Source organism: Halotalea alkalilenta DSM 17697, from assembly GCF_000621205.1.
Taxonomy (GTDB): Bacteria; Pseudomonadota; Gammaproteobacteria; order Pseudomonadales; family Halomonadaceae; genus Halotalea; species Halotalea alkalilenta.
Genome location: NZ_KK211234.1, coordinates 85,798 through 110,162, shown reverse-complemented (window position 1 = coordinate 110,162; position 24,365 = coordinate 85,798). Strand labels below are relative to the sequence as shown.

Annotated in this window: 22 protein-coding genes, 1 tRNA gene and 1 pseudogene; 10 read left to right on the top strand and 14 right to left on the bottom strand. The window is 64.8% G+C overall.

The window, feature by feature from the left end:
- Window positions 1-3 precede the first annotated feature (3 nt).
- Window positions 4-80: transfer RNA gene (locus Q376_RS0119880), tRNA-Asp, on the top strand.
- 213 nt (window positions 81-293) lie between these two features.
- On the opposite strand, the gene Q376_RS25575 is transcribed toward Q376_RS0119880, so the two are convergent.
- From Q376_RS25575 to Q376_RS0119825, 13 genes and pseudogenes are all read right to left on the bottom strand, one after another.
- Window positions 294-584, bottom strand: a complete 291-nt coding sequence (locus tag Q376_RS25575) for a GH36 C-terminal domain-containing protein (protein WP_281173380.1) — start codon at window positions 582-584, stop codon at window positions 294-296.
- A gap of 69 nt (window positions 585-653) precedes the next feature.
- Window positions 654-2,051: pseudogene (locus Q376_RS23715) on the bottom strand (alpha-galactosidase); the annotation flags it as partial.
- Window positions 2,052-2,066: 15 nt separating this feature from the next.
- Window positions 2,067-2,315 carry an alpha-galactosidase gene (locus Q376_RS25270; protein ID WP_211266731.1) on the bottom strand — a complete coding sequence of 83 codons (249 nt, stop codon included), beginning with the start codon at window positions 2,313-2,315 and terminating at the stop codon, window positions 2,067-2,069.
- 138 nt (window positions 2,316-2,453) lie between these two features.
- Window positions 2,454-3,623 carry an oligosaccharide MFS transporter gene (locus Q376_RS23710; RefSeq protein WP_052365573.1) on the bottom strand — a complete coding sequence of 390 codons (1,170 nt, stop codon included), beginning with the start codon at window positions 3,621-3,623 and terminating at the stop codon, window positions 2,454-2,456.
- Between the two features lie 393 nt (window positions 3,624-4,016).
- Entirely contained in the window at window positions 4,017-4,415 is a 399-nt protein-coding gene (locus Q376_RS0119865) for a (R)-mandelonitrile lyase (protein ID WP_245599010.1), read from the bottom strand.
- A 237-nt stretch (window positions 4,416-4,652) separates the two neighbouring features.
- Window positions 4,653-5,882 (bottom strand): aldo/keto reductase, encoded by a 1,230-nt coding sequence (locus tag Q376_RS0119860; RefSeq protein ID WP_027351775.1) that lies wholly within the window; start codon window positions 5,880-5,882, stop codon window positions 4,653-4,655.
- A gap of 61 nt (window positions 5,883-5,943) precedes the next feature.
- Entirely contained in the window at window positions 5,944-6,624 is a 681-nt protein-coding gene (locus tag Q376_RS0119855; RefSeq protein ID WP_027351774.1) for a nitroreductase, read from the bottom strand.
- A 105-nt stretch (window positions 6,625-6,729) separates the two neighbouring features.
- Window positions 6,730-7,722, bottom strand: a complete 993-nt coding sequence (locus Q376_RS0119850) for an aldo/keto reductase (protein ID WP_027351773.1) — start codon at window positions 7,720-7,722, stop codon at window positions 6,730-6,732.
- Between the two features lie 101 nt (window positions 7,723-7,823).
- Entirely contained in the window at window positions 7,824-8,687 is an 864-nt protein-coding gene (locus tag Q376_RS23705) for an oxidoreductase (protein WP_052365571.1), read from the bottom strand.
- 20 nt (window positions 8,688-8,707) lie between these two features.
- Window positions 8,708-9,445, bottom strand: coding sequence for an SDR family oxidoreductase (locus Q376_RS0119840; protein ID WP_027351772.1), 738 nt, complete (start codon window positions 9,443-9,445; stop codon window positions 8,708-8,710).
- Window positions 9,446-9,529: 84 nt separating this feature from the next.
- Entirely contained in the window at window positions 9,530-10,123 is a 594-nt protein-coding gene (locus Q376_RS0119835) for a flavodoxin (RefSeq protein WP_027351771.1), read from the bottom strand.
- Between the two features lie 16 nt (window positions 10,124-10,139).
- Window positions 10,140-11,129 (bottom strand): aldo/keto reductase, encoded by a 990-nt coding sequence (locus Q376_RS0119830; RefSeq protein WP_027351770.1) that lies wholly within the window; start codon window positions 11,127-11,129, stop codon window positions 10,140-10,142.
- A gap of 59 nt (window positions 11,130-11,188) precedes the next feature.
- Window positions 11,189-12,178: an aldo/keto reductase gene (locus tag Q376_RS0119825; protein ID WP_027351769.1), complete on the bottom strand. Its 990-nt coding sequence runs from the start codon at window positions 12,176-12,178 to the stop codon at window positions 11,189-11,191.
- Window positions 12,179-12,396: 218 nt separating this feature from the next.
- Between Q376_RS0119825 and Q376_RS0119820 the strand changes: the two genes are divergently transcribed.
- The 3 genes from Q376_RS0119820 to Q376_RS0119810 all read left to right on the top strand — a co-directional run bounded on the left by Q376_RS0119820 (window position 12,397) and on the right by Q376_RS0119810 (window position 16,146).
- Window positions 12,397-13,338, top strand: a complete 942-nt coding sequence (locus Q376_RS0119820; RefSeq protein ID WP_245599008.1) for a LysR family transcriptional regulator — start codon at window positions 12,397-12,399, stop codon at window positions 13,336-13,338.
- Window positions 13,339-13,450: 112 nt separating this feature from the next.
- Complete coding sequence (locus tag Q376_RS0119815) at window positions 13,451-14,359, top strand: LysR family transcriptional regulator (RefSeq protein ID WP_027351767.1); 909 nt, start codon at window positions 13,451-13,453, stop codon at window positions 14,357-14,359.
- A 161-nt stretch (window positions 14,360-14,520) separates the two neighbouring features.
- Window positions 14,521-16,146, top strand: coding sequence for a PQQ-dependent sugar dehydrogenase (locus Q376_RS0119810; protein WP_027351766.1), 1,626 nt, complete (start codon window positions 14,521-14,523; stop codon window positions 16,144-16,146).
- Between the two features lie 43 nt (window positions 16,147-16,189).
- Here Q376_RS0119810 and Q376_RS0119805 read toward each other — a convergent pair whose 3' ends face one another.
- Window positions 16,190-17,026: an oxidoreductase gene (locus tag Q376_RS0119805; RefSeq protein ID WP_027351765.1), complete on the bottom strand. Its 837-nt coding sequence runs from the start codon at window positions 17,024-17,026 to the stop codon at window positions 16,190-16,192.
- Between the two features lie 495 nt (window positions 17,027-17,521).
- On the opposite strand from Q376_RS0119805, the gene Q376_RS0119800 reads away from it, so the two are divergent.
- The 6 genes from Q376_RS0119800 (at window position 17,522) to Q376_RS24135 (ending at window position 24,328) form a co-directional block, all read left to right on the top strand.
- On the top strand, window positions 17,522-18,571 hold the full coding sequence (locus tag Q376_RS0119800) for an NAD(P)-dependent alcohol dehydrogenase (protein WP_027351764.1): 1,050 nt from the start codon (window positions 17,522-17,524) through the stop codon (window positions 18,569-18,571).
- A gap of 162 nt (window positions 18,572-18,733) precedes the next feature.
- On the top strand, window positions 18,734-20,011 hold the full coding sequence (locus Q376_RS0119795) for a Bcr/CflA family multidrug efflux MFS transporter (RefSeq protein WP_027351763.1): 1,278 nt from the start codon (window positions 18,734-18,736) through the stop codon (window positions 20,009-20,011).
- Between the two features lie 33 nt (window positions 20,012-20,044).
- Window positions 20,045-20,815, top strand: a complete 771-nt coding sequence (locus Q376_RS0119790) for a carboxymuconolactone decarboxylase family protein (RefSeq protein WP_027351762.1) — start codon at window positions 20,045-20,047, stop codon at window positions 20,813-20,815.
- Between the two features lie 4 nt (window positions 20,816-20,819).
- Complete coding sequence (locus Q376_RS0119785) at window positions 20,820-21,929, top strand: alpha/beta hydrolase (protein ID WP_052365570.1); 1,110 nt, start codon at window positions 20,820-20,822, stop codon at window positions 21,927-21,929.
- Between the two features lie 124 nt (window positions 21,930-22,053).
- Window positions 22,054-23,109, top strand: coding sequence for an alpha/beta hydrolase (locus Q376_RS0119780; protein WP_027351760.1), 1,056 nt, complete (start codon window positions 22,054-22,056; stop codon window positions 23,107-23,109).
- 115 nt (window positions 23,110-23,224) lie between these two features.
- Window positions 23,225-24,328: an alpha/beta hydrolase family protein gene (locus tag Q376_RS24135; RefSeq protein WP_081803674.1), complete on the top strand. Its 1,104-nt coding sequence runs from the start codon at window positions 23,225-23,227 to the stop codon at window positions 24,326-24,328.
- Window positions 24,329-24,365 lie beyond the last annotated feature (37 nt).

Here is a 24,365-nt window from a genome sequence, read left to right as displayed (position 1 = left end):
TGCGGACCGGTAGTTCAGCTGGTTAGAATGCCGGCCTGTCACGCCGGAGGTCGCGGGTTCAAGTCCCGTCCGGTCCGCCACTTCAAGCATTCGATGCAAAGATGAAAAAGCGCCCGCGAGGCGCTTTTTTCGTTTTTACCTCGACGCCACCAGTGTCGCCGACGACGAGCGCGACATGACGGAGCCCGCTCGGCGGCTACCGCACCGGTGAGCGCGTCGCTTTGCCTGAGCGACGGACTCACCGATGCCGGCCCGCTGGCGGTCGGTGCCCTGCCAGCGGGTCGAACGCCTCGCTATAGCGCTTCCAGCTCGATCAGCAGTGCGCTTTCGGGATCCATCTGCGGCAGCCTGAGCCCTGCTTCGGCGAGCCAGGCCCCGCTCGCTTCGAAACCATCCCCCGCCATCCACGGCACTTGGCGTCGCATCGTGTGGCTGCCATCGCGCGCGGCGTTGGGACGATCCAGGACGCTGACCCGGTAGCGCTTGCGTGGATCGAGATAAGGAATCCGCAGTGCTTCGTTCATCGCCCAGCTCGGTGTGGCGAGCTGGGCGACCATCACCACCGCCCGCTGATCGTCGATCACCGCCTGTGCCTGCAGCCGCTCGGCGTCGGCGGTCTCCAAACGCACGCTGCGTCCGCCGTGGAGCAGCCCGCGCAGTCGCTTGTGCAGGGCGATGTAGCGGGCGAAGCCCTCGCGCTCTTCGAGGCTTGCGGCGAGCGGGTCGAGCTCGACGCCCATATGGCCGAACAGCGCGGTGAGACCGCGGAATTCGACGTCGTGGCGACGGCGACTGGAGTGGCAACGGTCGGCGCCGATGTGCGCGCCCATGACCTCGGGAGGGAAGAAGTAGCTCATGCCGCGCTGGATCCGCTGGCGCTCGAGGGCGTCATTGCTGTCGGAGGTCCAGAACCGCTGCACGTAGCGCAGTACCCCGTAGTCGATCCTGCCCCCGCCCGAGGCGCAGGATTCGAACTCGGTGGCGGGATGGCGCTTGCGCAGTTCGTCGAACAGCGCGTAGACGCGCTCGGTCTGTGCCTGGGACGATGCGCGGCCGTCGTGGCTCGGCTGCAGCAAGTCACGATTCATGTCCCACTTGACGTAGTCGATCGGGTGCTCGCCGAGAATGGCGTCGAGCCGGGCGAGCAGGTAGTCGAACACCGCGGGATTGCACAGATCGAGCACGTACTGGTGGCGCCCGGTGGGCTGGTCGTAGCCGGACAGGCCGAGCATCCAGTCGGGATGGGCGCGGAACAGGTCGGAGTCGGGATTGACCATCTCGGGTTCGAACCAGAGCCCGAACTGCATGCCGAGGCCGCGGACATGGTCGATGACGGGACCGAGTCCCTGTGGGTACTTGCGCTCGTCGACGTACCAGTCACCCAGCCCTGCGTGGTCGTCGTCGCGATGGCGGAACCAGCCGTCATCGATGATGAAGCGCTCGACACCGAGTGTCCTGGCCTCGCTGGCCATGCGCATGATGTAGTCGGGATCGTGGTCGAAGTAGACCCCTTCCCAGATGTTCAACTGCACTGGGCGCTCGGCTTCGAGCGGGAAGCGCAGCAGGCGCGCGCGTACGAAGCGATGGAAGGCGTCGCTCATCGCATTCAGCCCTTCGCCGCCATAGCTGGCGTAGAGCCAGGGGGTGGCGTGGCCTTCGCCGGGCGGAAGCTGGATCTCGCCGGCCTGGTAGAGCGCTTCGGCCTGCAGGAAACGGCGGCCGTCGCTCTTGGTGTCGATGCGGATCCGGTGATCGCCGCTCCAGGCCAGGTGGGCCCCCCAGACCTCGCCACGGCATTCGCCGAAGTGCGCGGTGCCGGCGACCATCGCGGGGAAGTACTCATGATGGCGTCCGCGCCTGCTCTCCTGCAGGTAGCCGCCGTGGGACACCGATATCCGGTGGGTCTGGAACTCCTGCAGCCAGCGGCCGTGGAAGCCCATCAGTTCTCCGGCTCGATCCGGCAGCGGCAGGGTCAGCGCCAGGCGCTGCAGCGAGTAGGGCGTATCGCCTGCATTGATCAGCCGATGACGGGTGCCGAGAACACCGGTGGCCGGATCGAGCTCGAGTCAATCGCCGCCTGCCCGGTGTCCTTCGACCCCGGGACTCGAGAACATCCCGCGGCCCTGCTCGGGGGATAGCGTCAGCGGTGCGGTGACGTCGAGCCGGCCGTTCGGCACGGGATAGCTCAGGCTCGCGGCGAAGGCGGGTTCGAAAGCCTCGAGCCTGGCCCCCCAGTAGACGATCTCAGGGTAGGGGGTGACTCTGACCACCAGGCTCGTATCCCCGCCGTCGAGCTTGATCAAGCGATCTTCCATTGGTGTCTCCTGTAAAGGTGTGGGTGAGTGGAGGCGTTCAACGTAGGGTCGCCGGCGCCCGGTTACGCCGGCGATGCAGGTTCTGGTGGCGCCCGGCGTCGAGGATGAATGCCGCGACCACGGTGAAGATCAGCGCCATCAGTCCCAGTGCCAGGTAAGTGGTCTGGAAACCGTAGCGCTCATAGAGCAGCCCAACCAGCGGGAGAGCAATGTCACCCCGACGCCACGGGTGAAGATGAACGCGACCATGTAGATCGTCGCCGAAAGCCGAGTGTCGAAGACGTCTTCGATGTACTTGAACATGCCGACGAATATCAGCGGTACCTCGATGGCATGGAGCAGCTTGAGCACGATCAGCGCTTCGATCGAAGTCGCCTGTGAGGAGCCGAGGATACGGACCGTCATCACTACGCCTGCGAGCAGCAATGCGTTCTTGCCGCCGATCCGATTGAGCAGTAGCGGAATGAAGAACATCGACGCTGCCACCGAGAACTCGGTCAGCGTGGTGACGAAGCCGAACGCCTGGCTACCGCGCTGCGGGTCGTCGAAGAAGCTGCGGAAGTAGTTGACGAACTGCTGGTCGAATACGTCGTAGAGGCAGGCGACGCCGAGCACGTAGAGCACCAGGGCCCAGAAGCGGCGATCGGCGAACAGGGCGCGGATGGTGGCATAGGAGACCGGCGAGGCTTTGTCCGCGCGCTCCGCTGGACGATCCACCGCCGAATCGGGATTGACCCTGAGCATCAGCACCGCCATGACCAAGGCGCAGGCGGAGCCGAGCCAGAAGATCGACTGTGGGTTGCCGCTGATCAGCATGCCGGAAATCGCCGCCGAGCTACCGAAGCCCACCGCGCCGAACATCCTAACCCGCCCATAGACCAGCCCGCTCGCGCGGCAGGCCTTCTCGATCCAGGTCTCGAGGGTACCGGCGCCAGCGGCGAAAATGATCCCGAGGTAGACGCCTCCCACCAACGCACCGAACAGGACGCTCTGCTCGAGCAGCGGGGCGTAGACGAAGCTCATGAACGGGGCGAACAGCACCAGCATGAGAATCAGGCACCAGAGCAGATGCTTGCGGTTGTCGAGGCGGTCGGTGATCACCCCGAACAGCGGCTGGAACAGCATCGCGGCGATCGCCTTGGCCCCGAACATCAGTCCGATCTGCCCTGCATCGAGGCTGACCACGTCTTGGAACCATATCGCCAGGAATGGCACCGTACCGCCGACGATGAAGTAGTAGAGGAAAAACAGCGAGCCGTACTTCAGGTAGCGCAGACTGAAACGCTGTGGTGACGTTATCTCCAGCATGATCGGGACCCTCGGCGGCAGTGGGTCAGAGCCGCGCACAGCGAAGAATCCGCCAGGATGCGCGCCAATTGACGTTTGGTTAGCGCTAACCTAAGCGGGTTTCCCAACCGAGGGTATCGGTAATTAGTATGACTTTATAAGGCGCAGCCGAGCCTCATTCGATCCGTATGGGATGGCGGAAAGGGGGCAAGCGTCTCGCCAACGATCCTTGCATCCGTAAACGGGCCGCTGGGCCTGCTGACCTCGGCTGTATCCCCAGCGGCGTGGCTCCCGCCCGGCCTGCGGCGCCGTGCATCGAATCACTGCGCGCCGCTGGCGGATGCTATCGGGACAGGGCCGGTGACGACGTGGGAGCAAGTGCTGCTACGAGAGCATTCATTGCAGGAAAAGCAGTCAATCCAGGTAGTGCTCGTCGGTGACCTTTTCCATCCATTCCACCGATTTGCCATCCAGCGACTCGGCGATCGCGATGTGGCTCATGCCCACGCTGGGACTGGCGCCGTGCCAGTGCTTGACGCCCGGTGGGATCCAGACGATGTCGCCTGGGCGCATCTCCTGGATCGGGCCATCCCACTGCCCCACCAAGCCGACGCCGGCGGTCACGATCAGGGTCTGTCCCAGCGGATGGGTGTGCCAGGCGGTGCGTGCGCCGGGCTCGAAAGTGACGGTGCCGCCGCCGACGCGAGCGGGCTCGGTGCCCCGGAACAGAGAGTCGACGCGGACCGAGCCGGTGAAGTTGCTTTCCGGGCCAGCGGCGGAAGGCTGTGAGCCGACGCGGTTGATCTCGATCATGGGGGCTTCTTGGGCAGATGACGTTGAAGAAAAAAGAGTCATTGCGAGGCTGATGGCAGCAAGCGGTTTCATTGCGTTTTCCTTCATGGAATAGGACCTTCCCAGCGACATGGCGTCGTCGCCTCGGTCATGCGTGGATGGGTGGCGCGGACAGATGCTTTCACGTTGGCGATGATCGTCGATCGCGATCGACGTTGCCTGTTTCGGCGCCCGCCCGACACCACGCCATCCTCTCGCTCAGCGCGGCAGTGGCGCTTCCACGCCCGACATCTGCATTACCGCCGGGGGCAGCCGGTCGCCCTGGATCGGGACCGCGGCCACGGCCGCATTGAGTTCGGCCAGTTCCTCATCGGTGAAGGTGATCGCGGCGGCGCCGAGGTTCTCTTCCAGGTGAGCGATCTTGGTGGTGCCGGGAATCGGCACGATCCACGGCTTCTGCGCCAGCAGCCATGCCAGTGCCAACTGGGCGGGCGTTGCGTCCTTGCGTTGCGCCCAGGTCTCGACCACCTCCACCAGCGCCATGTTGGCCGGCAGGGCATCGGGGGCGAAGCGTGGTACCGACGCGCGGAACTCGCGCTGGCCGTCCTCGGCGAAGCGGGTATCGGCGTTGATCGTGCCGGTGAGGAAGCCCATGCCCAGCGGGCTCCACGGCACGAAGCCGATGCCCAGTTCCTCGCAGACCGGCAGCACGTCCGTTTCCGGCCCGCGCCAGAGCATGGAGTACTCGTTCTGGATCGCCGCCAGCGGATGCACCGCATGGGCGCGGCGGATGGTCTGGATGCCGGGCTCGGAGAGGCCGTAGTGCAGCACCTTGCCCTCGGCGATCAGGTCCTTGATCGCGCCGGCCACGTCCTCGATCGGCACCTGCGGGTCGACGCGGTGCTGGTAGAGCAGGTCGATGCGGTCGGTGCGCAGGCGCTTGAGCATGGCCTCGACCACCTGCTTGATGTGTTCGGGCCGGCTGTCGCGGCCGCCACGCGCCTGGGCTTGCTGCGGATCGAAACTGAAGCCGTACTTGGTCTCGATCACCACCTGGTCGCGGATGCCCTGCAAGGCCTCGCCGACGACCTCCTCGGAGAGGTACGGGCCATAGGCCTCGGCGGTGTCGAACAGGGTGACGCCGCGATCGAACGCCGTGCGGATCAGTTCGATCGCGGCCTTGCGCTCGATGGTGCTGCCATAGCGGTCGGATACCGAGCCCTCGACCGCGGCGGGAACCCACTGACAGCCCAGGCCGAGGGAGGAAACCTCGAGCGTGCCCAGCATGCGGCGCTGGCTGGCCGGCAAGAAGCCGCTCCTGGCCGATTGCGCGGGCGCGGTGGGGCTGGTGTTGGACGACGCGGACGAAGCGCAGGCCGACAGCAGCCAGGGCGCCACACCGAGGATGGCGGCGGAAGCCAGCAACTGGCGGCGCTGTAGATTGGCTGGCCCATGGCCGTGCTCGTCTTGTTGATCGTTCTGGGTCATGGGGTGGGTTCCTTTGGTTTGCGGGTTTTTTGGGCAGGCACGGTTTCACCCGTGGCCTGGATCATTCGTGCCACACGACGCTTTCCTCCACAGCGATGCGGCCCTCGCGATAGCCGGAGGAGGCATGGGAGTCGTCGGGCACGCCGAAGGATATGCCGAACAGCAGCTTCAAATCATCCGATACGCCAAGCGCGTGGCGCACGGTCTCGGCGAAGGAGCCGAGGATGGTCTGCGGGACGCCGGCATAGCCGCGCGCGGCCAGGGCGAGCAGCAAGGTCTGCGCGTACATGCCGACGTCGGCCGCCACGCGGACGTTGTCGCCGACCGCGGGCATGAACAGGAAGGCCACGTGCGGGGCGCCGAAGAACCTGACGTTGCGCGCTACCACCTCCGCCCGGCTCAGGCTATCGCCGCGGGCCACACCCAGCGCTTGGTAGTACCTGCCCCCCTGGTCCGCGGCACGTTGCTTGTAGGGAGGCGGGTAGTCATGGGTGTCGAAGCTGAAGTCGGGGCTGTAGTGCTCTTGCGCGAGCGCCTCGACGAGGGCATCGCTCAGCCGCTTGAGCTTGTCTGCGCCGACGACATGGACGTTCCAGGGCTGGGTGTTGCAGTTCGAGGGCGCGTACTGCGCCTCCTGGAACAACTCTTCCAACTCGTTGCGAGGGATCGGAGAGGGTAGGAATCCGCGGACCGAATGCCGGGATCGCACGACGTCCTGGAATGACCGAACACACGAACTCATCTGCTCCTCCTTTCCGAGTGGGTTGGTTTCCGAGAAGGTTGGCCGGGTACTGCCTTGCTGCGAGGCCGGTTCGGCGAGCCGAACCGGCGAAAGCTCCCCTCGATCTCAGAGCCCGGTCATCTTGAGCACGGCCTCGGGCAGGCGCTCGCCCTGAACCTCGAACTTCGACAGCTCCTGGTCGATCTGGCCGAGGTCCTCGCTGGTCAGTTCGAGATCGACGGCACCCAGGTTCTCTTCCAGGCGATGCAGCTTGGTGGTGCCCGGGATCGGCACGATCCCCGGTGCCTGCGCCAACAGCCAGGCCAGCGCGACTTGGGCCGGTGTGGCGCCCTTGCGCGTGGCGACGGCCTTGACCACCTCGACCAGCGCCATGTTGGCCTTGCGCGCCTCGGGCGAGAAGCGCGGCACGTTATTGCGGAAGTCGCTGGCGTCGAACTGGGTGTTCTCGTCGATCTTGCCGGTCAGGAAGCCGGCGCCGAGCGGGCTGAACGGCACGAAGCCGATGTCCAGCTCCTTCAGCAGCGGCAGCAGTTCAAGCTCCGGCCCACGCCAGAACAGCGAATACTCGCTCTGCACCGCCGCCAGCGGCTGAACCGCATGGGCGCGGCGGATGGTCTGCACGCCCGCCTCGGAGAGGCCGAAGTGCTTGACCTTGCCTGCGGCGATCAGCTCCTTGACCGCGCCGGCCACGTCCTCGATCGGCACCGCCGGGTCGACGCGGTGCTGGTAGAGCAGGTCGATGCGGTCGGTGCGCAGGCGCTGCAGCATCTTCTCGACCGCGAGCTTGATGTGCTCGGGCCGGCTGTTGGTGCCGGGGCCGCGCGCGCCGGTCTCGGGGTCGATGTCGAAACCGAACTTGGTGGCGATGACCACCTGGTCGCGGATCGGCTGCAGGGCTTCGCCGACCAGCTCTTCATTGGCGAAGGGACCGTAGGCTTCGGCGGTGTCGAACAGGGTGATGCCGCGATCGTGGGCGGCATGGATGAGCTTGATCATCTCCTGCTTGTCGGCGGCTGGGCCGTAGACAGCGGTCATGCCCATGCAGCCCAGGCCGAGGGCGGAGACTTCGAGATCGCTTCCGAGTTTGCGCGTTTTCATTTCGATTCCTTACAAGAGTGTGGGTTGTGTTTCGACCGGCGTTTCCACCGCGTCGCGTTCGCGCAGCGGGTGAAACCGGCCAGCGGCAGGTTCGGGCCCGCTCACTGGTAGCCTGCGGGCGCCTGGCCTTGCCCGGCGTCGGGGAAGTCGGTGCGTGCGCTCACGCCGGTCCACTCCTCGATCTCATCGAGTTGGGCCTTGATCTCGGCGGTGACGATCTGGACCGCGTCGCTGCCGAGCAGCAGCCGCACCGGCAGCGTCCCGCCTTCGATCACCTCGACGAGCACGCGTGCCGCTCGCGCCGGATCGCCGGGCTCGGTGCCGCTGGTCTTGTCGTTCTCCTTGCGGCGCAGCCCGGCGGTTGCGGCGTAGTCGGCGATCTCCGTCGCCGAGCCGTGCAGCGAACGCCCGGCGAAATCGGTGCGGAACGCGCCCGGCTCGACGATCAGCACGCCGATCCCGAGCGGGCCGACTTCCTTGCGCAGCGCATCGGACAGCCCTTCCAGCGCGAACTTGGTCGCCGAATAGTAGCCGGAGCCGGGCGCGGCGAGACGCGCGGCGATCGAGGTGACGTTGACGATGGTGCCGCTGCGCCGCGCGCGCATTGCCGGAAGCACCGCCTTGATCATCGCGACGGCGCCGAAGAAGTTGGCACCGAAGAGCTCGGCGACCTGCGCCTCTTCACCTTCCTCGACCGCCGCGCGATAGCCGTGGCCTGCATTGTTGACCAGTACGTCGATGCCGCCGAAGCGCTCCTCGGCCAGCTTGACCGTGCGTTCGACCGCATCCTGGTCGGCAACATCCAGCGCAGCCGCCAGGGCAGTGTCCGGATAGGCCGCTACGATGTCCTGGACCGAGCGCGGATTACGGGCGGTGACGACCGCGTTGAAGCCCGCCTGCAATACCGCCTGTGCAAGGTGGCGGCCCAGGCCCGTCGAACAGCCGGTGATCAGCCATGTGCTCATTTGCTTTCCTCCCGCAGTGTTCAAAGATCCTGCTTGGTGGGGCGGAACAGGATTTCGTTGATGTCCACGTCTTCCGGCTGGGCGATGGCGAACAGCGCGCAGCGCGCGAAGCTCGATGCCGGGATGGCGGTGGCGGCGTAGAACTGGGCCACGCCCTCGGCGACCCCTTCGGCCTTGACCGAACCGGGCAGCTCGGTGTCCACGGCGCCCGGCGAAAGCACGGTGGTGCGCACGTTGTAGGGTTTGACCTCCTGGCGCAGCGCCTCGGAGATGGCCCGCACCGCGTACTTCGAGGCCGAATAGACCGCGCCTCCGGGGCTGATCCGATGGCCGGCCACCGAAGAGACATTGATGAACTGGCCGGACTTCTGCGCCTTGAAGTGCGGCAGTGCCGCAGCGATGCCCCAGAGCACGCCCTTGACGTTGACGTCGATGCACTGGTTCCAGTCGTCGAAGTTCAAAAGCTCCAGCGGTGCGAGCGGCATCACGCCGGCGTTGTTGATCATCACGTCGATCCGGCCGAAGGTCGCCACCGCATGGTCGACGAAGGCCTGGACCTGCTCGCGCTCGCTCACGTCCACCTTGAAGACGGTGGCGTTGTCGCTGCCCAGTTCCTCGGCCAGCGCTTCGAGCCGGTCCAGGCGACGCGCGCCGAGCGCGACCTTGGCGCCGGCCTCGACCAGATGGCGGGCGGTCTCAGCGCCGAGGCCCGAGCTGGCGCCGGTGATGACGACGATCTTGTTGGCGATGTTTTCCATGCGAGCCTGTCCTCTTTAGTGCAGTGTCGAAGGTGGATGGGGAAGGCGCCGACCCGGCTGCGCGTCGTCAGCACCCCCCGGGGCCTATTGCTTGATCTCGACCCCCTCGAGCCAATCGTTCACGCGGTTCATGGTACGCCGCTCCTGGTCGGCTTCCATGACGAAGCCTTGGCGCAAACGTGCTTCGGGCGCGTGGCTGGCGAGGACGGATTGGCTGTCGCCGAGTCCATAGCCGCCATGGGTGACGAAAGGAATCAGGGTCTTGCCGGCGAGGTCGTGCGCGGAGAGAAAGGCGCGGATGATCGGCGGCGCGGTACCTCCCCAAATGGGAAAGCCCAGGAACAAGGTGTCGTAGCGCTCCATGTCGGAGACGCTGGCCGCCAGCGCTGGCTCATAGCCGCTGTCCCGCTCCTGCCGGGCCTGCTCGACCGTGGCCAGATAGTCGTCGGGATACGCCGAGGCGGGCCGTATCTCGAACAGATCGGTGCCGAGCGAGCGATGGATCAGGCCGGCGATGACGCGTGTGTTCCCTGACCGGGAGAAATACGCCACCAGCATATGTGACCCCGTTCGCCGCATTTCGCCACCGGCGTTGGAGGTTTCCCCGAAAGCACTGAGGGGAGCGACAGCGAGCGCCGTCATCATTGCCCGACGGACCGGATCATGATCTGTGGTCATCCTGGTGTCTCCCGGTTCAGCGCCCGACCTGGGCCTGCATTACAGCGGGATAGCGGTCGCCCTGTATCTTCACTTGGCGCAGGGCGTCGTCGATCCTGGCCAGATCTTCGTCGGTCAACTGTACGGCGGTGGCGCCGAGATTCTCTTCCAGCCGGTGCAGCTTGGTGGTGCCGGGGATCGGCACGATCCAGGGTTTTTGCGCCAGCAGCCACGCCAGGACGATCTGTGCCCGCGTCGCCTCCTTGTCATCGGCAATGTAGCCCAGCAGCTCCACCAGGGCCTGGTTGGCCTGGAGTGCTTCGGGTGAAAAGCGCGGCACCGTACTTCGGAAATCGTTGCTGTCGAAAGTGGTTCCCGCGGTGATCGCACCGGTGAGGAAGCCCTTGCCGAGGGGGCTGAACGCCACCAGGCCGATACCCAGTTGTTCCAGCGCGGGGAGCAGTTCGGCTTCGGGTTCGCGCCACCACAGCGAGTACTCGTTCTGCACGGCGGTGACCGGCTGCACGGCGTGTGCACGGCGGATGGTCTGCACGCCGGCCTCGGACAGGCCGAAGTGCTTGACCTTGCCTTCCGCAATCAGGTCCTTGACCGTGCCGGCCACGTCCTCGATCGGCACATTGGGATCGACCCGGTGCTGGTAGAGCAGGTCGATCACATCGGTGCGCAGGCGTTTGAGCGAACCTTCGACCGCCCAGCGGATGTGCTCGGGGCGGCTGTCGAGGGCATATGGATGGTCTTCGTCGCCGAAGGTGAAGCCGAACTTGGTCGCGATCACGACCTGATCGCGTACCGGGGCCAGCGCTTCGCCGACGACCTCCTCGTTGAGGAAGGGGCCATAGAGCTCGGCCGTATCGAAGAAGGTCACGCCCCGGTCCACTGCGGCCCGGATGAGCGAGACGGCTCGTGGGGTGTCGGTGGCCGGACCGTAGGCATGACTCAGGCCCATGCAGCCCAGGCCGAGGGCCGAGACTTCAAGCTTGCTCTTTCCAAGCGTGCGCTTTTGCATCTGTCATTTCTCCTCTGGAGACGCATCGGGCGTATGCGGGAAATTCGACCTCTCCCGACTTAGCGCCCGACGCGCGACTGCAGTGCGGCGGAGTAGCGGTCGCCTTGGATCTGCACTTGATCCAGGGCTTCCGCGATCTTGCTCAAATCGATCTCTGAAAGCGCCACCGCAGCGGCGCCGAGATTCTCTTCCAGCCGGTGCAGCTTGGTGGTGCCCGGAATCGGCACGATCCATGGTTTCTGGGCCAGTAGCCATGCCAGGGCGATCTGTGCAGCCGTCACGCCTTTTTCCCCAGCGATAGCGCCGAGCAGGTCTACCAGTGCCTGGTTGGCCTTGAGCGCCTCCGGTGAAAAACGCGGCACCGTGCTGCGGAAGTCGTCGCTGCCAAAGCTCGCCCCTTCCTTGATCGCCCCCGTCAGGAAGCCTTTGCCCAAGGGGCTGAAGGGGACGAAGCCGATGCCTAGCTCCTCCAGCGTCGGTAGGACCTCGGTCTCGGGTTCGCGCCACCACAATGAGTACTCGCTTTGCAGGGCGGTAACGGGCTGCACGGCGTGGGCGCGCCGGATGGTCTGGACGCCGGCTTCGGACAAGCCAAAGTGCTTGACCTTGCCCTCGGCGATCAGCTCTTTGACCACGCCAGCGACATCTTCGATCGGTACCTCAGGATCGACCCGGTGCTGGTAGAGCAGGTCGATCACATCGGTACGCAGGCGCTTGAGCGAGCCTTCGACGGCCCAGCGGATGTGTTCCGGCCGGCTGTTGAGGATTTGCTGCTTGTTGTCATCGCCGAAGGTGAAGCCGAACTTGGTGGCGATCACGACCTGATCGCGCACTGGGGCCAGCGCTTCGCCGACGACCTCTTCATTGAGGTAGGGGCCATAGACCTCGGCCGTATCGAAGAAGGTCACGCCACGATCGACTGCGGCGCGGATCAGGGAGATGGCCTCTTGGGTATCCGTGGCCGGGCCATAGCCGTGACTCAAGCCCATGCAGCCGAGGCCGAGGGCGGAAACTTCAAGGTTGCTCTTTCCAAGCGTGCGCTTCTGCATAGCCAATTCTCCTATGGAGCAGCGCCAGATCGTCGCCTGCAAGCAGTATGGCAACGAATTGACGGAAACGAGGATCGAAGGTCACGGCGGTCGTCCGATGCATCGCCGCAACGAGCCAAGGTGCTGATGAGTAAACCAAGCTGGCGACCTCGCTAGTGCGGTCGCCGGATGGCTTTTGCTTTATGAACAATGTAATGATCGCTTCCCGATGCGACTAGATGGCAAAATCAGCAAAGACTTTTGAGGTGGTCTCATCAATGTCGAGAGAGAGCTACAACGACCTGCTGGCCTTCATCGCCGTGGCGCGAGAACGAAGCTTCACCCGTGCGGCTGCGAAACTCGGCGTCTCTCAATCCGCGCTGAGCCATACGATCCGCGCGCTCGAAGCCAAGATGGGCGTCCGGCTGCTGACCCGGACCACGCGCAGCGTTTCTCCAACGCAGGCGGGTGAGCGATTAATGCTGAACGTCGCTCCCCGCTTTCAGGAGATCGAGGCGGAGCTGGCCGCGGTGGGCGAGCTGCGAGACAAACCCGCTGGCACCATCCGCATCACGACGACGGAACATGCCGCCGAGATGGTACTCTGGCCCAGACTCGCCAAGCTGTTGCCCGACTACCCGCAAATCAAAGTCGAAGTCACCGTGGAGTCGCGCTTCGCTGACATCGTCAGCGAGCGATACGATATCGGCGTGCGCCTCGGTGACGAGCTGGCCCGGGACATGACCGCCGTGCGTATCGCCCCGGACATGCGCGTCGCGGTCGTCGGTTCGCCTGACTACCTTGCCGAGCGCCCGCTACCGCTGAAGCCGCAGGACTTGGCCGATCATGAGTGCCTCAATCTACGCTTGATGAGCCATGGGGATCTCTACGTCTGGGAGTTCAAGAAGGACAAGCATCCAGTCAATGTAAGAGTCGAAGGGCAACTGACCTTCAATGGGACGCGCCAAGTCCTGCATGCGGCGCTGGCCGGCTTTGGTCTTGCCTACGTGCCTGAGGAGATGGCAGGCCCTCATCTCGCCGAAGGCCGGCTCCAGCAGGTCCTTCAGGATTGGTGCCCGACATTTACCGGATATCACCTCTATTATCCAAGTCGGCGGCAGTTGTCCCGGGCGATGGCAGTGCTCATCGAGGCACTGCGCTATCCCGTCCAGGACACCTGAGTCGTCGGCAACATCACCACTCGGTGCCAGGTTGAAATGGCCAGGGTCAAGCAGTGGATCCGCAGGCCCCGGCTCGAGCATAAGGAAACAGCTGAATGGATCAGGCTCATCGATGGCCTTAACCAGCTTCAACGACGTCCTCGCCTTCGTCCATGTCGTGCGTGAAGGGAGCTTCACTCGTGCAGCTGCGCTGATGGGGGTTTCCCCCTCGGCGCTGAGCCATGCCATTCGACGCCTCGAGACCCGGCTGGGTGTTCGGTTGCTGACCCGTACCACGCGAAGCATCTCGCCCACCGAGGCAGGGGAGCGTCTGTTCCACAGCGTGGCGCCGCGGTTTGAAGACATCGATGCCGAGTTGGCCGCGGTGAAGGAGCTGCGCGACAAGCCCGTCGGGACCATTCGCATTACATCGGCCGAGCACGCCGCCAACAGCGTGCTGTGGCCCAAACTGTCCCGGGTCATCCCGGATTATCCGGACATCAACGTCGAGATCATCGTCGACTACGCGATGTCGGACATCGTGTCCCAGCGCTACGATGCGGGTGTGCGCCTTGGCAATCAGGTGGCCAAGGACATGATCGCGGTGCGCATCAGTCCCGACCTGCGCATTGCCGTGGTTGGCTCGCCCGGCTACTTCTCCAACCGGGCGCTGCCCGAGACACCTCATGACCTGGCCCAGCACAACTGCATCAATCTCCGGCTTCCCACCCATGGGGGATTGCTGCCATGGGACTTCGAAAAGGACGGGCAGGAGGTCAAGCTTCGCGTGGCGGGTCAATGGGTGTTCAACAATAGCTCATCCATCATCAGGGCGGCCCTGGCTGGCCAAGGCCTGGCCTTCATCCCCGAGGACATGGTGTTGGCTGACATCGCCGCTGGCCGCCTGATTCGGGTGCTGGACGACTGGTGTGATCCGTACCCGGGCTATTACCTCTATTATCCCAGCCGGCGCGAATCCTCTCGTGCCCTGTCCGTCGTCGTCGAAGCGCTGCAGTATCCGGAGAACAACCGCGCCTCCTGACGCTTGTCGCAAGGAGCGTCGCAAAGGGGCATGCGTCCTATGGCCGGCAAGCCTTTGCCCTGCTGGCTCGCAAGCTGATCGTTGCTTTGGGAGAGCAGTCCTGTCTCCGCACGCAGTGGCTGTTTTGTATCTGTCCTGACATCACGAGCAGGAAAATTCAAATGAAGCAGATTTCCCAGCGCGTCATCCCCTTTCTGGTCGCTGTCATAGCGACGGCCGCGGTTGCCAGCGTCGTCCAGACCCAAATCAATCTCGCTCAGCTGGTTGAGCTCGGCGCGCCGGTCGCAGTATCGCTTCGCGCCTTGACCACACTGGAGGACTTGGCCAGGTTCGGCCCGGTCATGGCAGCGATCACGGCGGCGGCGCTGTTGCCCGCGCTCCTGGTCGGGCATCAGGCGGCCAGGGTCGCATCGTCGGCTTGGCGCATGGTGGTCTTCGCCGTTGTGGCGGTTGGCGGATTGTGGCTGGCGTTCTGGCTGATGCGCTCGGTGATCCCCATGCCCGCGATCGCTGCCACGCGCAGCCTGCTCGGCCATACGTTAATGTCTCTGACGGGGATCGTCGGCGGTCTGCTTTATGCCGCGATGACCTCGCCCAGGGCGCAGCAATCGAGGCGGGCCGCTGGTACGCGGGGGCATTGGCGGCGCCTCTGGACGGGGCTGGCGCTCGTGCTCGTCCCAGCCATCCTGTTCATCATCATGGCCCCGGGCGCGGGTGACAGGCCTGCCCCGGGCGACCCCGGGGGCTACCGGGTCCAGACCATCGCTACGGGCCTGAACCGGCCTTGGTCGGTCGCGTTCCTTCCGGATGGGAGGGCGCTGGTCACCGAGATGTCCGGGCGTCTGCTGGCCATCGCAGCCGATGGCTCGTCGTCTGCCGTCGCGCTGGACGGGCTGCCCCCCATCTTTCATCAGCGCGGCGTCATCGGATTGATGGAGGTCGCGCTCGATCCGGCGTTCGAGCAGAGCGGCTTGATCTACTTGACCATGGGCTACGGTGGGCCAGGCGCGAATGGCACCCGCCTTGTACGGGCGAAACTGGTGGGTGACAGGATCGAGGACGTGCGTGTCCTTTTCAGTTCCACCCTGAAGTCGCGTGCCGGCAACAACGGGGGGCGCATCGCCTTCCTCGGTGATGGCACGCTCGTCCTCACGCTCGGGGACGGCGGCTCGCGGCGGGAGGATGCGCAGAACATCGACAACCACCTCGGTACCCTGGTCAGGATCGACCGGGCGGGCCAGCCGCCGGCGGACAACCCGTTCCATGGACGGCCTGGTGCTGCGCCCGAGATCTACAGCCTCGGCCACCGCAATGCCCAGGGCATTGCCTACGATCCAGCGACTGACGAGCTGTTGGTCACCGAGCACGGCCCGCGCGGCGGCGATGAGATCAATCGCATCGTGCCGGGAGGCAACTATGGCTGGCCGGTGGTGACCGGCGGCATCGATTATCCTTTCGGGCGCGTGTCGCCGTTTCGCCACCTGGCGGGCTACCGGGAAGCGATGCTGGAATGGACGCCGTCGATCGCGCCGGCCGGCCTGGCGGTATACGACGGCGCGCTGTTCGCGGATTGGCAGGGCGACCTGCTGGTGCCCGCGCTCAAGGAGCGCACGCTGCGCCGTGTGCTTCGTGACGGAGGGAGGATCGTCGGCCAGCAACTGCTACTGGCCGAGATGGGGGAGCGGATGCGCGACGTCAAGGTCGCGCCGGACGGCTCGATCTACGTCCTTACCGACGGTATCGATGCCAGACTGCTTCGCCTCGTCCCGCCTTCGCCGAACGGCTGAAGGCGCTGCGTTGCGGCCATGATGGCTTTCCCCGGAAAAGTGCTCACTGGAAATCCGCGCTGACCGTTTGCTCCTTCCATTTTTCCAACTCGTCGGAAAGGCTACGAAGCTGCTGGCGGACCAGCCGCAGGCCGTCGGAGCCCAGCACCAGATGCAGGGGAGGCTCTGGGCTCTCCACCGCGGCGAAAATGGCTTTCGCCGCCCGGACCGGGTCACCGCTTTGCTTGCCGCTGAACTGCGAGAGCCCTTTGATCCTGGCATGGACGGTCTCTTCATAGGCCGGGATCGGATGGCGGGGAGTCTTGAGCGACCTCCCGGCCCAGTCGGTGCGGAAGGCCCCGGGTTCGACCACGGTGGCCTTGATGCCAAGATGAGCCGCTTCCTTGGACAAGGCCTCGGTGAAGCCAACGACGGCGAACTTGGTGGCCGCATAGAAGCCGGAGCCTGGGTTGCCCATGACGCCACCGACGGACGAAACGTTCACCACATGGCCGTGCCCCCGCTGGCGCATGCCCGGCAGCGCGGCCCGGGTCATGGCGATGAGCCCGAACACGTTGGTTTCAAAAAGGGCGCGGTAGTCCTCCTCGTCGGCTTCTTCGATCGCTGAGATGTAGCCGTAGCCCGCATTGTTGACCAGGACGTCGATCCCACCGAATGCCTGCTCCGCCTGAGCGACGACAGTGCGGACTTCGTTTTCGTCGGTCACATCGAGCTTCAGTACCCGGGCATTGTCGGCACCGCGGACGAGATCATCGAGCGTCTCCGGGCGACGTGCTGTCGCGATCACCTGCTTGCCGCGCTCGATCAATACTTGCACCAAAGCGCGGCCCAGGCCGGTGGAGCATCCGGTGACCAGCCAAGTATTCCGTGTGGATGACATGTTTTGGTCCTTATAAATAGCTGAATCAAGTTGAATCGATCGTTGCTATCTCAAGAAGATCATCTTAGTCCCGATGTGCTCTTTTGATTATTGCGCGCGCGTGCATGCCGTGCTGAGCCGGAGCGATAAATGGGCTCGATGTTGCGCTGGAGCCCGCGTCGTCACTGGGTTTCAGCTCGTTTGCAAGGGAAGAGGGAAGGGCAGTTGAAAATGCTCTTCACGCTCGCCATCGTTCAAGCTGCGATCGCGTGCCGATAGGTTATTTATTAGTTCAGCTCATCATTGCATGCGGAACAGCCCTCTTAATCGGATGGAATTTCGTCCCTAAGATGAGGTGCCCTGGGTGAAGCGTCGATAAGGCAGGACGTCATTTGTCGCGCCTAACTTGCTGGCACTGCGTGTGCCGCTGGTAGTGCCGTATCGGTACCCGGGCTGCGGCCCTCGGCGCTTCGCGCATCCGGATCCTCTTCATGTTGGCCCTGTTGGAGTTCGACCATGCAAACCACTGGTTATGCCGCTTTCAATCCAGATTCTCCGCTCGCGCCGTTCTCGTTCGAGCGCCGCGCGCTGCGTCCCAACGATGTCGCCATGGAGATCCTCTACTGCGGCGTGTGCCACTCCGATCTGCACACCGCGCGCAACGACTGGGGTTGGAGCTACTATCCGATCGTGCCCGGCCATGAGATCGTCGGACGAGTGATCGAGGTCGGTGCCGAGGTTGCCAGATACAAGGTGGGTGATCACGTAGCGGTCGGCTGCATGGTGGACAGCTGCCAGGAATGCGACCAGTGCCACCATGGCGAGGAGCAGCTCTGCCGCGAAGGCAATACCGGTACCTACTGCGGCGTGGACCGCATCAACGGCGAGAACACCCAGGGCGGCTACTCCAAGCACCTGGTCGTGCGTGAAGAGTTCTGCCTGCGCATGCCTGAAGGGCTCGACCTCTCCAAGGCAGCACCGCTGCTGTGCGCCGGCATCACCACCTATTCCCCGCTGCGCACCTGGAATGTCGGCCCCGGCAGCCGGGTCGGCGTAATCGGCCTGGGGGGGCTGGGCCATATGGCGGTCAAGCTGGCCGTGGGTCTTGGCGCCGACGTGACCGTGCTCAGCCGCACCAAGGACAAGGAGTCCGATGCGCTGGCGCTGGGCGCCGACCGCCTGCTGGTGTCTTCCGACCCCGAGGCGATGGCCAAGGCCGCCAACGGTTTCGATCTGATCATCGACACCGTGCCGGTCAAGCATGAGCTGGATCCCTACCTGCCGCTGCTCGACGTGGACGGCACCCTGGTCATCGTCGGCCAGGTCGGTCCGATGAACGAGCTCAGCACCGTCCCGCTGCTGCTCGGCCGCCGTCGGGTCGCCGGTTCGCCGATCGGCGGCATTCGCGAGACCCAGGAGATGCTCGATTTTTGCGCCCGGAAGAACATCCTGCCGGATTGCGAGATGATCCGCATGGATCAGATCAACCAGGCGTTCGAGCGCATGGAGAAGGCCGACGTGCGTTATCGCTTCGTCATCGACATGGCCTCGCTGTCCGCCGCCTGAGCGTGAGCCATGGCCGGGAAGGTCTCCAGCGGCATGGTCTGCATCAACCCTCCGGCGGCGCGTGCCGTTGCAGCTACGGTTGCGGGCTGAGCCATGCTACGGATATCGAGGGCGCCTGCTGATCCATCCTGCGAACGACCTGTCGTGGAGACCGCTGTCACAATGACGTCACGCAAACCGACCGTAGCCAGTGCATCCGCTGCCGACCCGGCAGAGGCGGGCGGTGCCGTCGCCGGGCGAGGCAGCGAACTGCGTGTGCTGCTGATCCTCAGCGCGCTGATGTCGTTCGCGTCGGTCTCCACGGACATGTACCTGCCGGCGCTGCCGACCATCGGCCGCGACCTGCATGCGACCTCGGCCGGCATCGAGCTGACTTTCTCCGCGTTCCTGGTCGGCTTCAGCCTGGGCCAGCTGCTGTGGGGACCGATCAGTGATCGCTATGGCCGCCGGTTGCCCATCGCGGTCGGTCTGGTGCTGTTCACGATCGGCTCGGTGGGCTGCGCGCTGTCGGCCACGGTGACGCAGATGATGGTCTGGCGCGTGGTGCAGGCAGTGGGCGCCTGCGTGGGGCCGGTGCTGTCGCGCGCCATGGTGCGCGATCTCTACGACCGCGAACAGTCGGCGCGGATGCTGTCGACATTGATCCTGATCATGGGGGTCGCCCCACTGGTCGGGCCGCTGCTCGGCGGGCAGATCCTGGCGTTCTGGTCATGGCAGGGGATCTTCTGGACGTTGGCCGGCATCGGCGTGCTGACCCTGATTTCGTTGCTGGCGCTGCCTGAGAGCCTGCCGCCTTCTCGTCGCTCGGCCACGCCGCTGAGGCAGACGCTGGTCGGCTATTGGGCGCTGCTGGGCGATGCCCGGCTGATGGGCTACGCGGTCTGCGGCGGCTTCTTCTACGCCGGGGCCTACGCCTTCATCGTCGGCACGCCGTTCGCGTACATCGAGTACTACCATGTCTCGCCTCAAGCTTATGGTTGGCTTTTCGGCCTGAACATCGCTGGCATGATGGCGGCGAACTTCGTCAATCGCCGGCTACTGAGACGGATGGGAAGCGAGCAATTGTTCCACATCGGCACTTGGGTCCTGGCCCTGGCCGGTGTCGTGCTCGCGGTCAACGCTTGGTTCGGCTGGGGTGGATTGCTCGGCCTGGTGATCCCGATCTTTCTGTTCATGTCGATGAATGGGCTGATCGTGGCCAATTCGGTCGCTGGCGCATTGTCCGCCTTTCCACATCAGGCCGGGTCGGCGTCCTCGCTGCTCGGGGCGATGCACTACGGCAGCGGCATCCTCAGCGCGGCGATGCTGGGCTGGTTCTCGGACGGCACCCCTTGGACGATGGCCTGGATCATGGGACTGACCGGCCTCGGCTGCCTGGTGACATCCGTGATCGCCACCCATATCCGTACACGCCACTCCACCGCCGAAGCGCAGGGGTGATGACCTCTCGCACTCAATAGGAGATATGCATCCATGAAGCCTTTTTCACTGCTGTTACCGGCGCTGTTGCTCACCACGTCGCTGCCGGCAAGCGCACAGAGTTCGGTGCCGGAAACGCCGGCCGCACGGCAGGCGCGGGAGACCGCGCCCCAGCTCTTTGCCTATACGCAGGACGTGCTGTTCGGTGATGTATGGAAACGCGAGGAGCTCGCGCCGCGCGACCGCAGCCTGGTAACGCTATCTTCCCTGCTGGCGAACGGCCAGAGTGCGCAAATGACGTCGCACATCAATCTCGCGCTGGACAATGGGGTGGAGCCCAGCGAGATCATCGGGCTCATCACTCACCTGGCCTTTTACACCGGTTGGCCGAATGGAATGAGCGCGGTGGGTGTGGCGAGAAACGTCTTCACCGAGCGAGGAATCGACCCCGAGCAGTATCACCCCGCATCGGAGGAACTGCTCCCCGTCGATGAGGCGTTCGAGGCCCAGCGCGCGGCGACGGTCGAGGAGAACGTCGCCCCGATCGCGCCGGAGCTGGCGCGCTATACCGACGAGGTGCTGTTCGCCGACCTCTGGCGGCGTCCGGATCTGGCGCCACGCGACCGCAGCCTGATCACGATGGCCGCGCTGATCGCCCGCGGCCAGCTCGACCAGGTGCCGTTTCACCTCAACCGCGCCATGGACAGCGGGCTGACGCAGACGCAGGCCGTCGAGGCCGTCACCCACCTGGCCTTCTACGCCGGGTGGCCACGCGCGATGTCGGCACTACCGGTGCTGCAGTCAGTGTTTACGGAAAGGACCTGAGTCAATGACAGGGAACGTTGCTACTCGGCCCAGCACACTCAAGCGGTTCCTGACAGGCGTGGTCGGTGCTGCCGCGCTCGCCGCCAGCGCTGCCGCGATGGCGGCGGATGCCAACGAGCCGGCGCCGTTGGTCATTCAGGACCAGGGCAGCTTCGCGGCCGGCGGTCAGGTGGCCACTGCCCCCGGTACCTTCGATCCGCGCGAACCGATGAACCCTGCCGGCCAGACCTATCACGGCGACCACGCCTACGCGTTCTACCAGATACCCGTGAATGCCCGAAAGCTGCCGATCGTCATGTGGCATGGTGCCGGTCAGTTTTCCAAGACCTGGGAGACGACGGCCGATGGTCGCGAGGGTTTCCAGAACCTGTTCCTGCGCCGTGGCTTCGGCGTGTACCTGGTCGACCAACCGCGCCGCGGCGATGCCGGACGCAGCATGGTCGAGGCGACCCTCGAGCCGACGCCGGACGAGCAGCTCTGGTTCAACCAGTTCCGCATCGGCCTGTGGCCAGAGTATTTCGACGGCGTGCAGTTCGCCCGCGACGCGCAGACGCGTGAGCAGTTCTTTCGCGCGATGACGCCGAATACCGGGCCGTTCGACATGGAGGTGGTCTCCGACGGTGTGTCGGCGGTATTCGACAAAGCCGGTCCCGGCATCCTCTTCACCCATTCGCAAGGCGGTGGGCCGGGCTGGTTGACTGCGATCAAGAATGACAACGTCAAGGCCATCGTGGCTTTCGAGCCGGGCAGCAGCTTCGTCTTCCCCGAAGGCGAGGTACCCGCGCCGATCCCCAGCGCGTTCGACACGGTGCAGGGAGCGACGGTGCCGCTGGCGCAGTTCGCGGCGCTGACGAAGATCCCGATCCTGGTGATCTTCGGCGACAACATCCCCGAACAGACGGTCGACCTGCCCGCCCAGGACAGCTGGCGTGCCCGGCTGACGATGGCCCGGCTGTGGCGCGACACGGTCAACCAGCACGGGGGCGACGTGACGCTGGTCCATTTGCCGGAAGTCGGCATCAAGGGCAATACGCACTTCCCGATGTCGGATCTGAACAACGTCCAGATCGCGGACCTGGTGTCGAACTTTCTTGCAAAGAAAGATCTGGACTGACGGGGAAGTGCGTCGACTGTGACGAAGCAGCGATGGATATCGAGGACGACGGACGACGGCCGACGGTCGTGAAGGTTCCAGCACATCGTCTGGAGCGTAGATTCTAATCTCTAGGGGTATTCGCATGACACACTCGATTTTGAAAGCCACCCTCCTGGCAGCAGTGATAGGCATCTCGGCGGGCGAGGCTGGCGCGGCGGACTATAGAAAGAACCCGTTCACTCTGGCCTACGATGGCGCGATCACCGAGAACGTGCCGGGTCAGGTCAATATTCATCCGGTCTCGTACAAGCTCAATGGCCTGGATATTGCCGCCAACGTCTACACCCCGGCCGACTACGACCCCAATGGGAGCTACCCGACACTGGTGGTGGCGCACCCCAACGGCGGGGTGAAGGAACAGGTAGCCGGCCTGTACGCGCAGCGGATGGCCGAGGAGGGCTACATCACGATCACCGCGGATGCGGCCTACCAGGGGGCGAGCGGAGGCGAGCCGCGCAGTGTGGACAAGCCGGCGTACCGGATAGAGGACATCCACGGCATGGCGGACTTCATCTCCCAATATGCGGGAGTCGATGAGGAGCGCCTGGGCCTGCTCGGCATCTGCGGCGGCGGTGGGTACTCATTGGCCGCAGCGAAGACCGACAAGCGGTTCAAGTCGATTGCGACGGTGAGCATGTTCAACTCAGGCCGGGTTCGTCGCAATGGCTACGTGGATTCGCAGCTGGACACCATCCAGCAGCGTCTGCAGCAGGCCTCTGAGGCCCGCGCCCAGGAAGCGGCCGGCGGGGAAGTGCTCTACTCGGGCGATGCCAACCTGACCGACGAGCAGATCGCCGCTTTGCCGTTCGATCTGTACCGGCAGGGCTATGAGTACTACTGGAAAACGCACGCGCACCCCAACTCGACCTTCCGCTACACCACCAGCAGCCTGCTGGACCTGATGCGCTGGGACGCCACCGACCAGATCGAGCTGATCCAGCAGCCGCTGCTGATGATCGCGGGAAGCGAGGCCGACAGCCTGTACATGAGCCAGGACGCGTTCGCCAAGGCCACCGGCACGCAGGACAAGGAGCTGTTCGAGATCGAAGGCGCCACGCATATCGAAACCTATTGGGTTCCCGAATACGTGGACGCTGCGATTGGCAAGTTGACTCCGTTCTACGCCAGGACGCTCTGACGACCCGATCGGGAACCAGCCAACGGGCCTGATCCACGCATGCATCGAGGTTCGGGGCAACGGCGTTGCAGCGCCGCTGCGACGCCCCCAGCAAACGGACGGGAGAACAGGACCGATGAACTCGATGGACTACGTGGCTGTCTGCCCGCCGTTGCGCGCGGCAATCCTCACCGCCGCCCTGCTGCCGTCCGCCCTGCTTGGGGCGGGCGTGGCCGCCGCGCAGGAGCTGCACGAGGTTCGCCCCGCCGAGGGGCCGCTGGTGCTCGAGTCACGCGGCAGCTTCTTCGTCGGCGGCGAGCAGGTCGAGAGGACGGCGGTCGAGCTCGGCAGCATGGGCCCGGACGACCGGATCACGATCGACCAGATGTACGTCGAGTACATGGTGCCCGATGGCGCCAGCAAGGTGGCGGTGGTGATGGTCCACGGCGCCACGCTCAGCGGCAAGACCTACGACACCACGCCCGACGGTCGCATGGGCTGGTACGAGTATTTCGTCCGTAACCGCCATCCCGTCTACGTCGTCGACCAGATCGGACGAGCGCGTTCCGGCTTCGACCAGTCCACGTTCAACAATGTTCGCGCGGAACTGACCCCGCCCGGCGAGCAGCCGAACCTGCTTCGGCTCGCCGACGGTTTCGGTTCGTGGACCAACTTCCGTATCGGGCCGGAGCCGGGCAAGCCGTTTCCGGATACCCAGTTCCCGATCGAGGCGGCGGACAAGCTGTCCAGGCAAAGCGTCCCCGATCTTCTCGGCACCTCGCGCGAGGACAACCCGAACTGGAAGGCGCTGTCGGATCTGGCGCTGCAACTGGACGGCGCGGTGCTGCTTACCCACTCGCAGTCCGGCCCTTACCCGCTGGAATCGGCCATCATCGACGCGCAAGGCATCCGCGGCATCGTGATGGTGGAGCCAGGCACCTGCAACGCTCAGGTGCATACGGATGAGGAGATCGCGATTCTGGCGCAGACACCGATTTTGATCCTGTTCGGCGATCATCTCTCGTCCCCGACCGGGCTGCCCGGACCGACCTGGCAGGATCGCTTCGATGACTGCACGGCGCTCAAGCAGCGCATCGACGCCGCCGGGGGCGACCTGCGCCTCCTGACCACGCCGGAGACCGGCGTTCGCGGCAATAGCCACATGATGATGATGGACAGGAACAACCTGCAGATCGCCGATCTGATCCTGGCATGGATCGACGACAAGGTGGCCCGCTGATCCCGGGATTACGGGCGCTGGCTGATTGATGTCACCA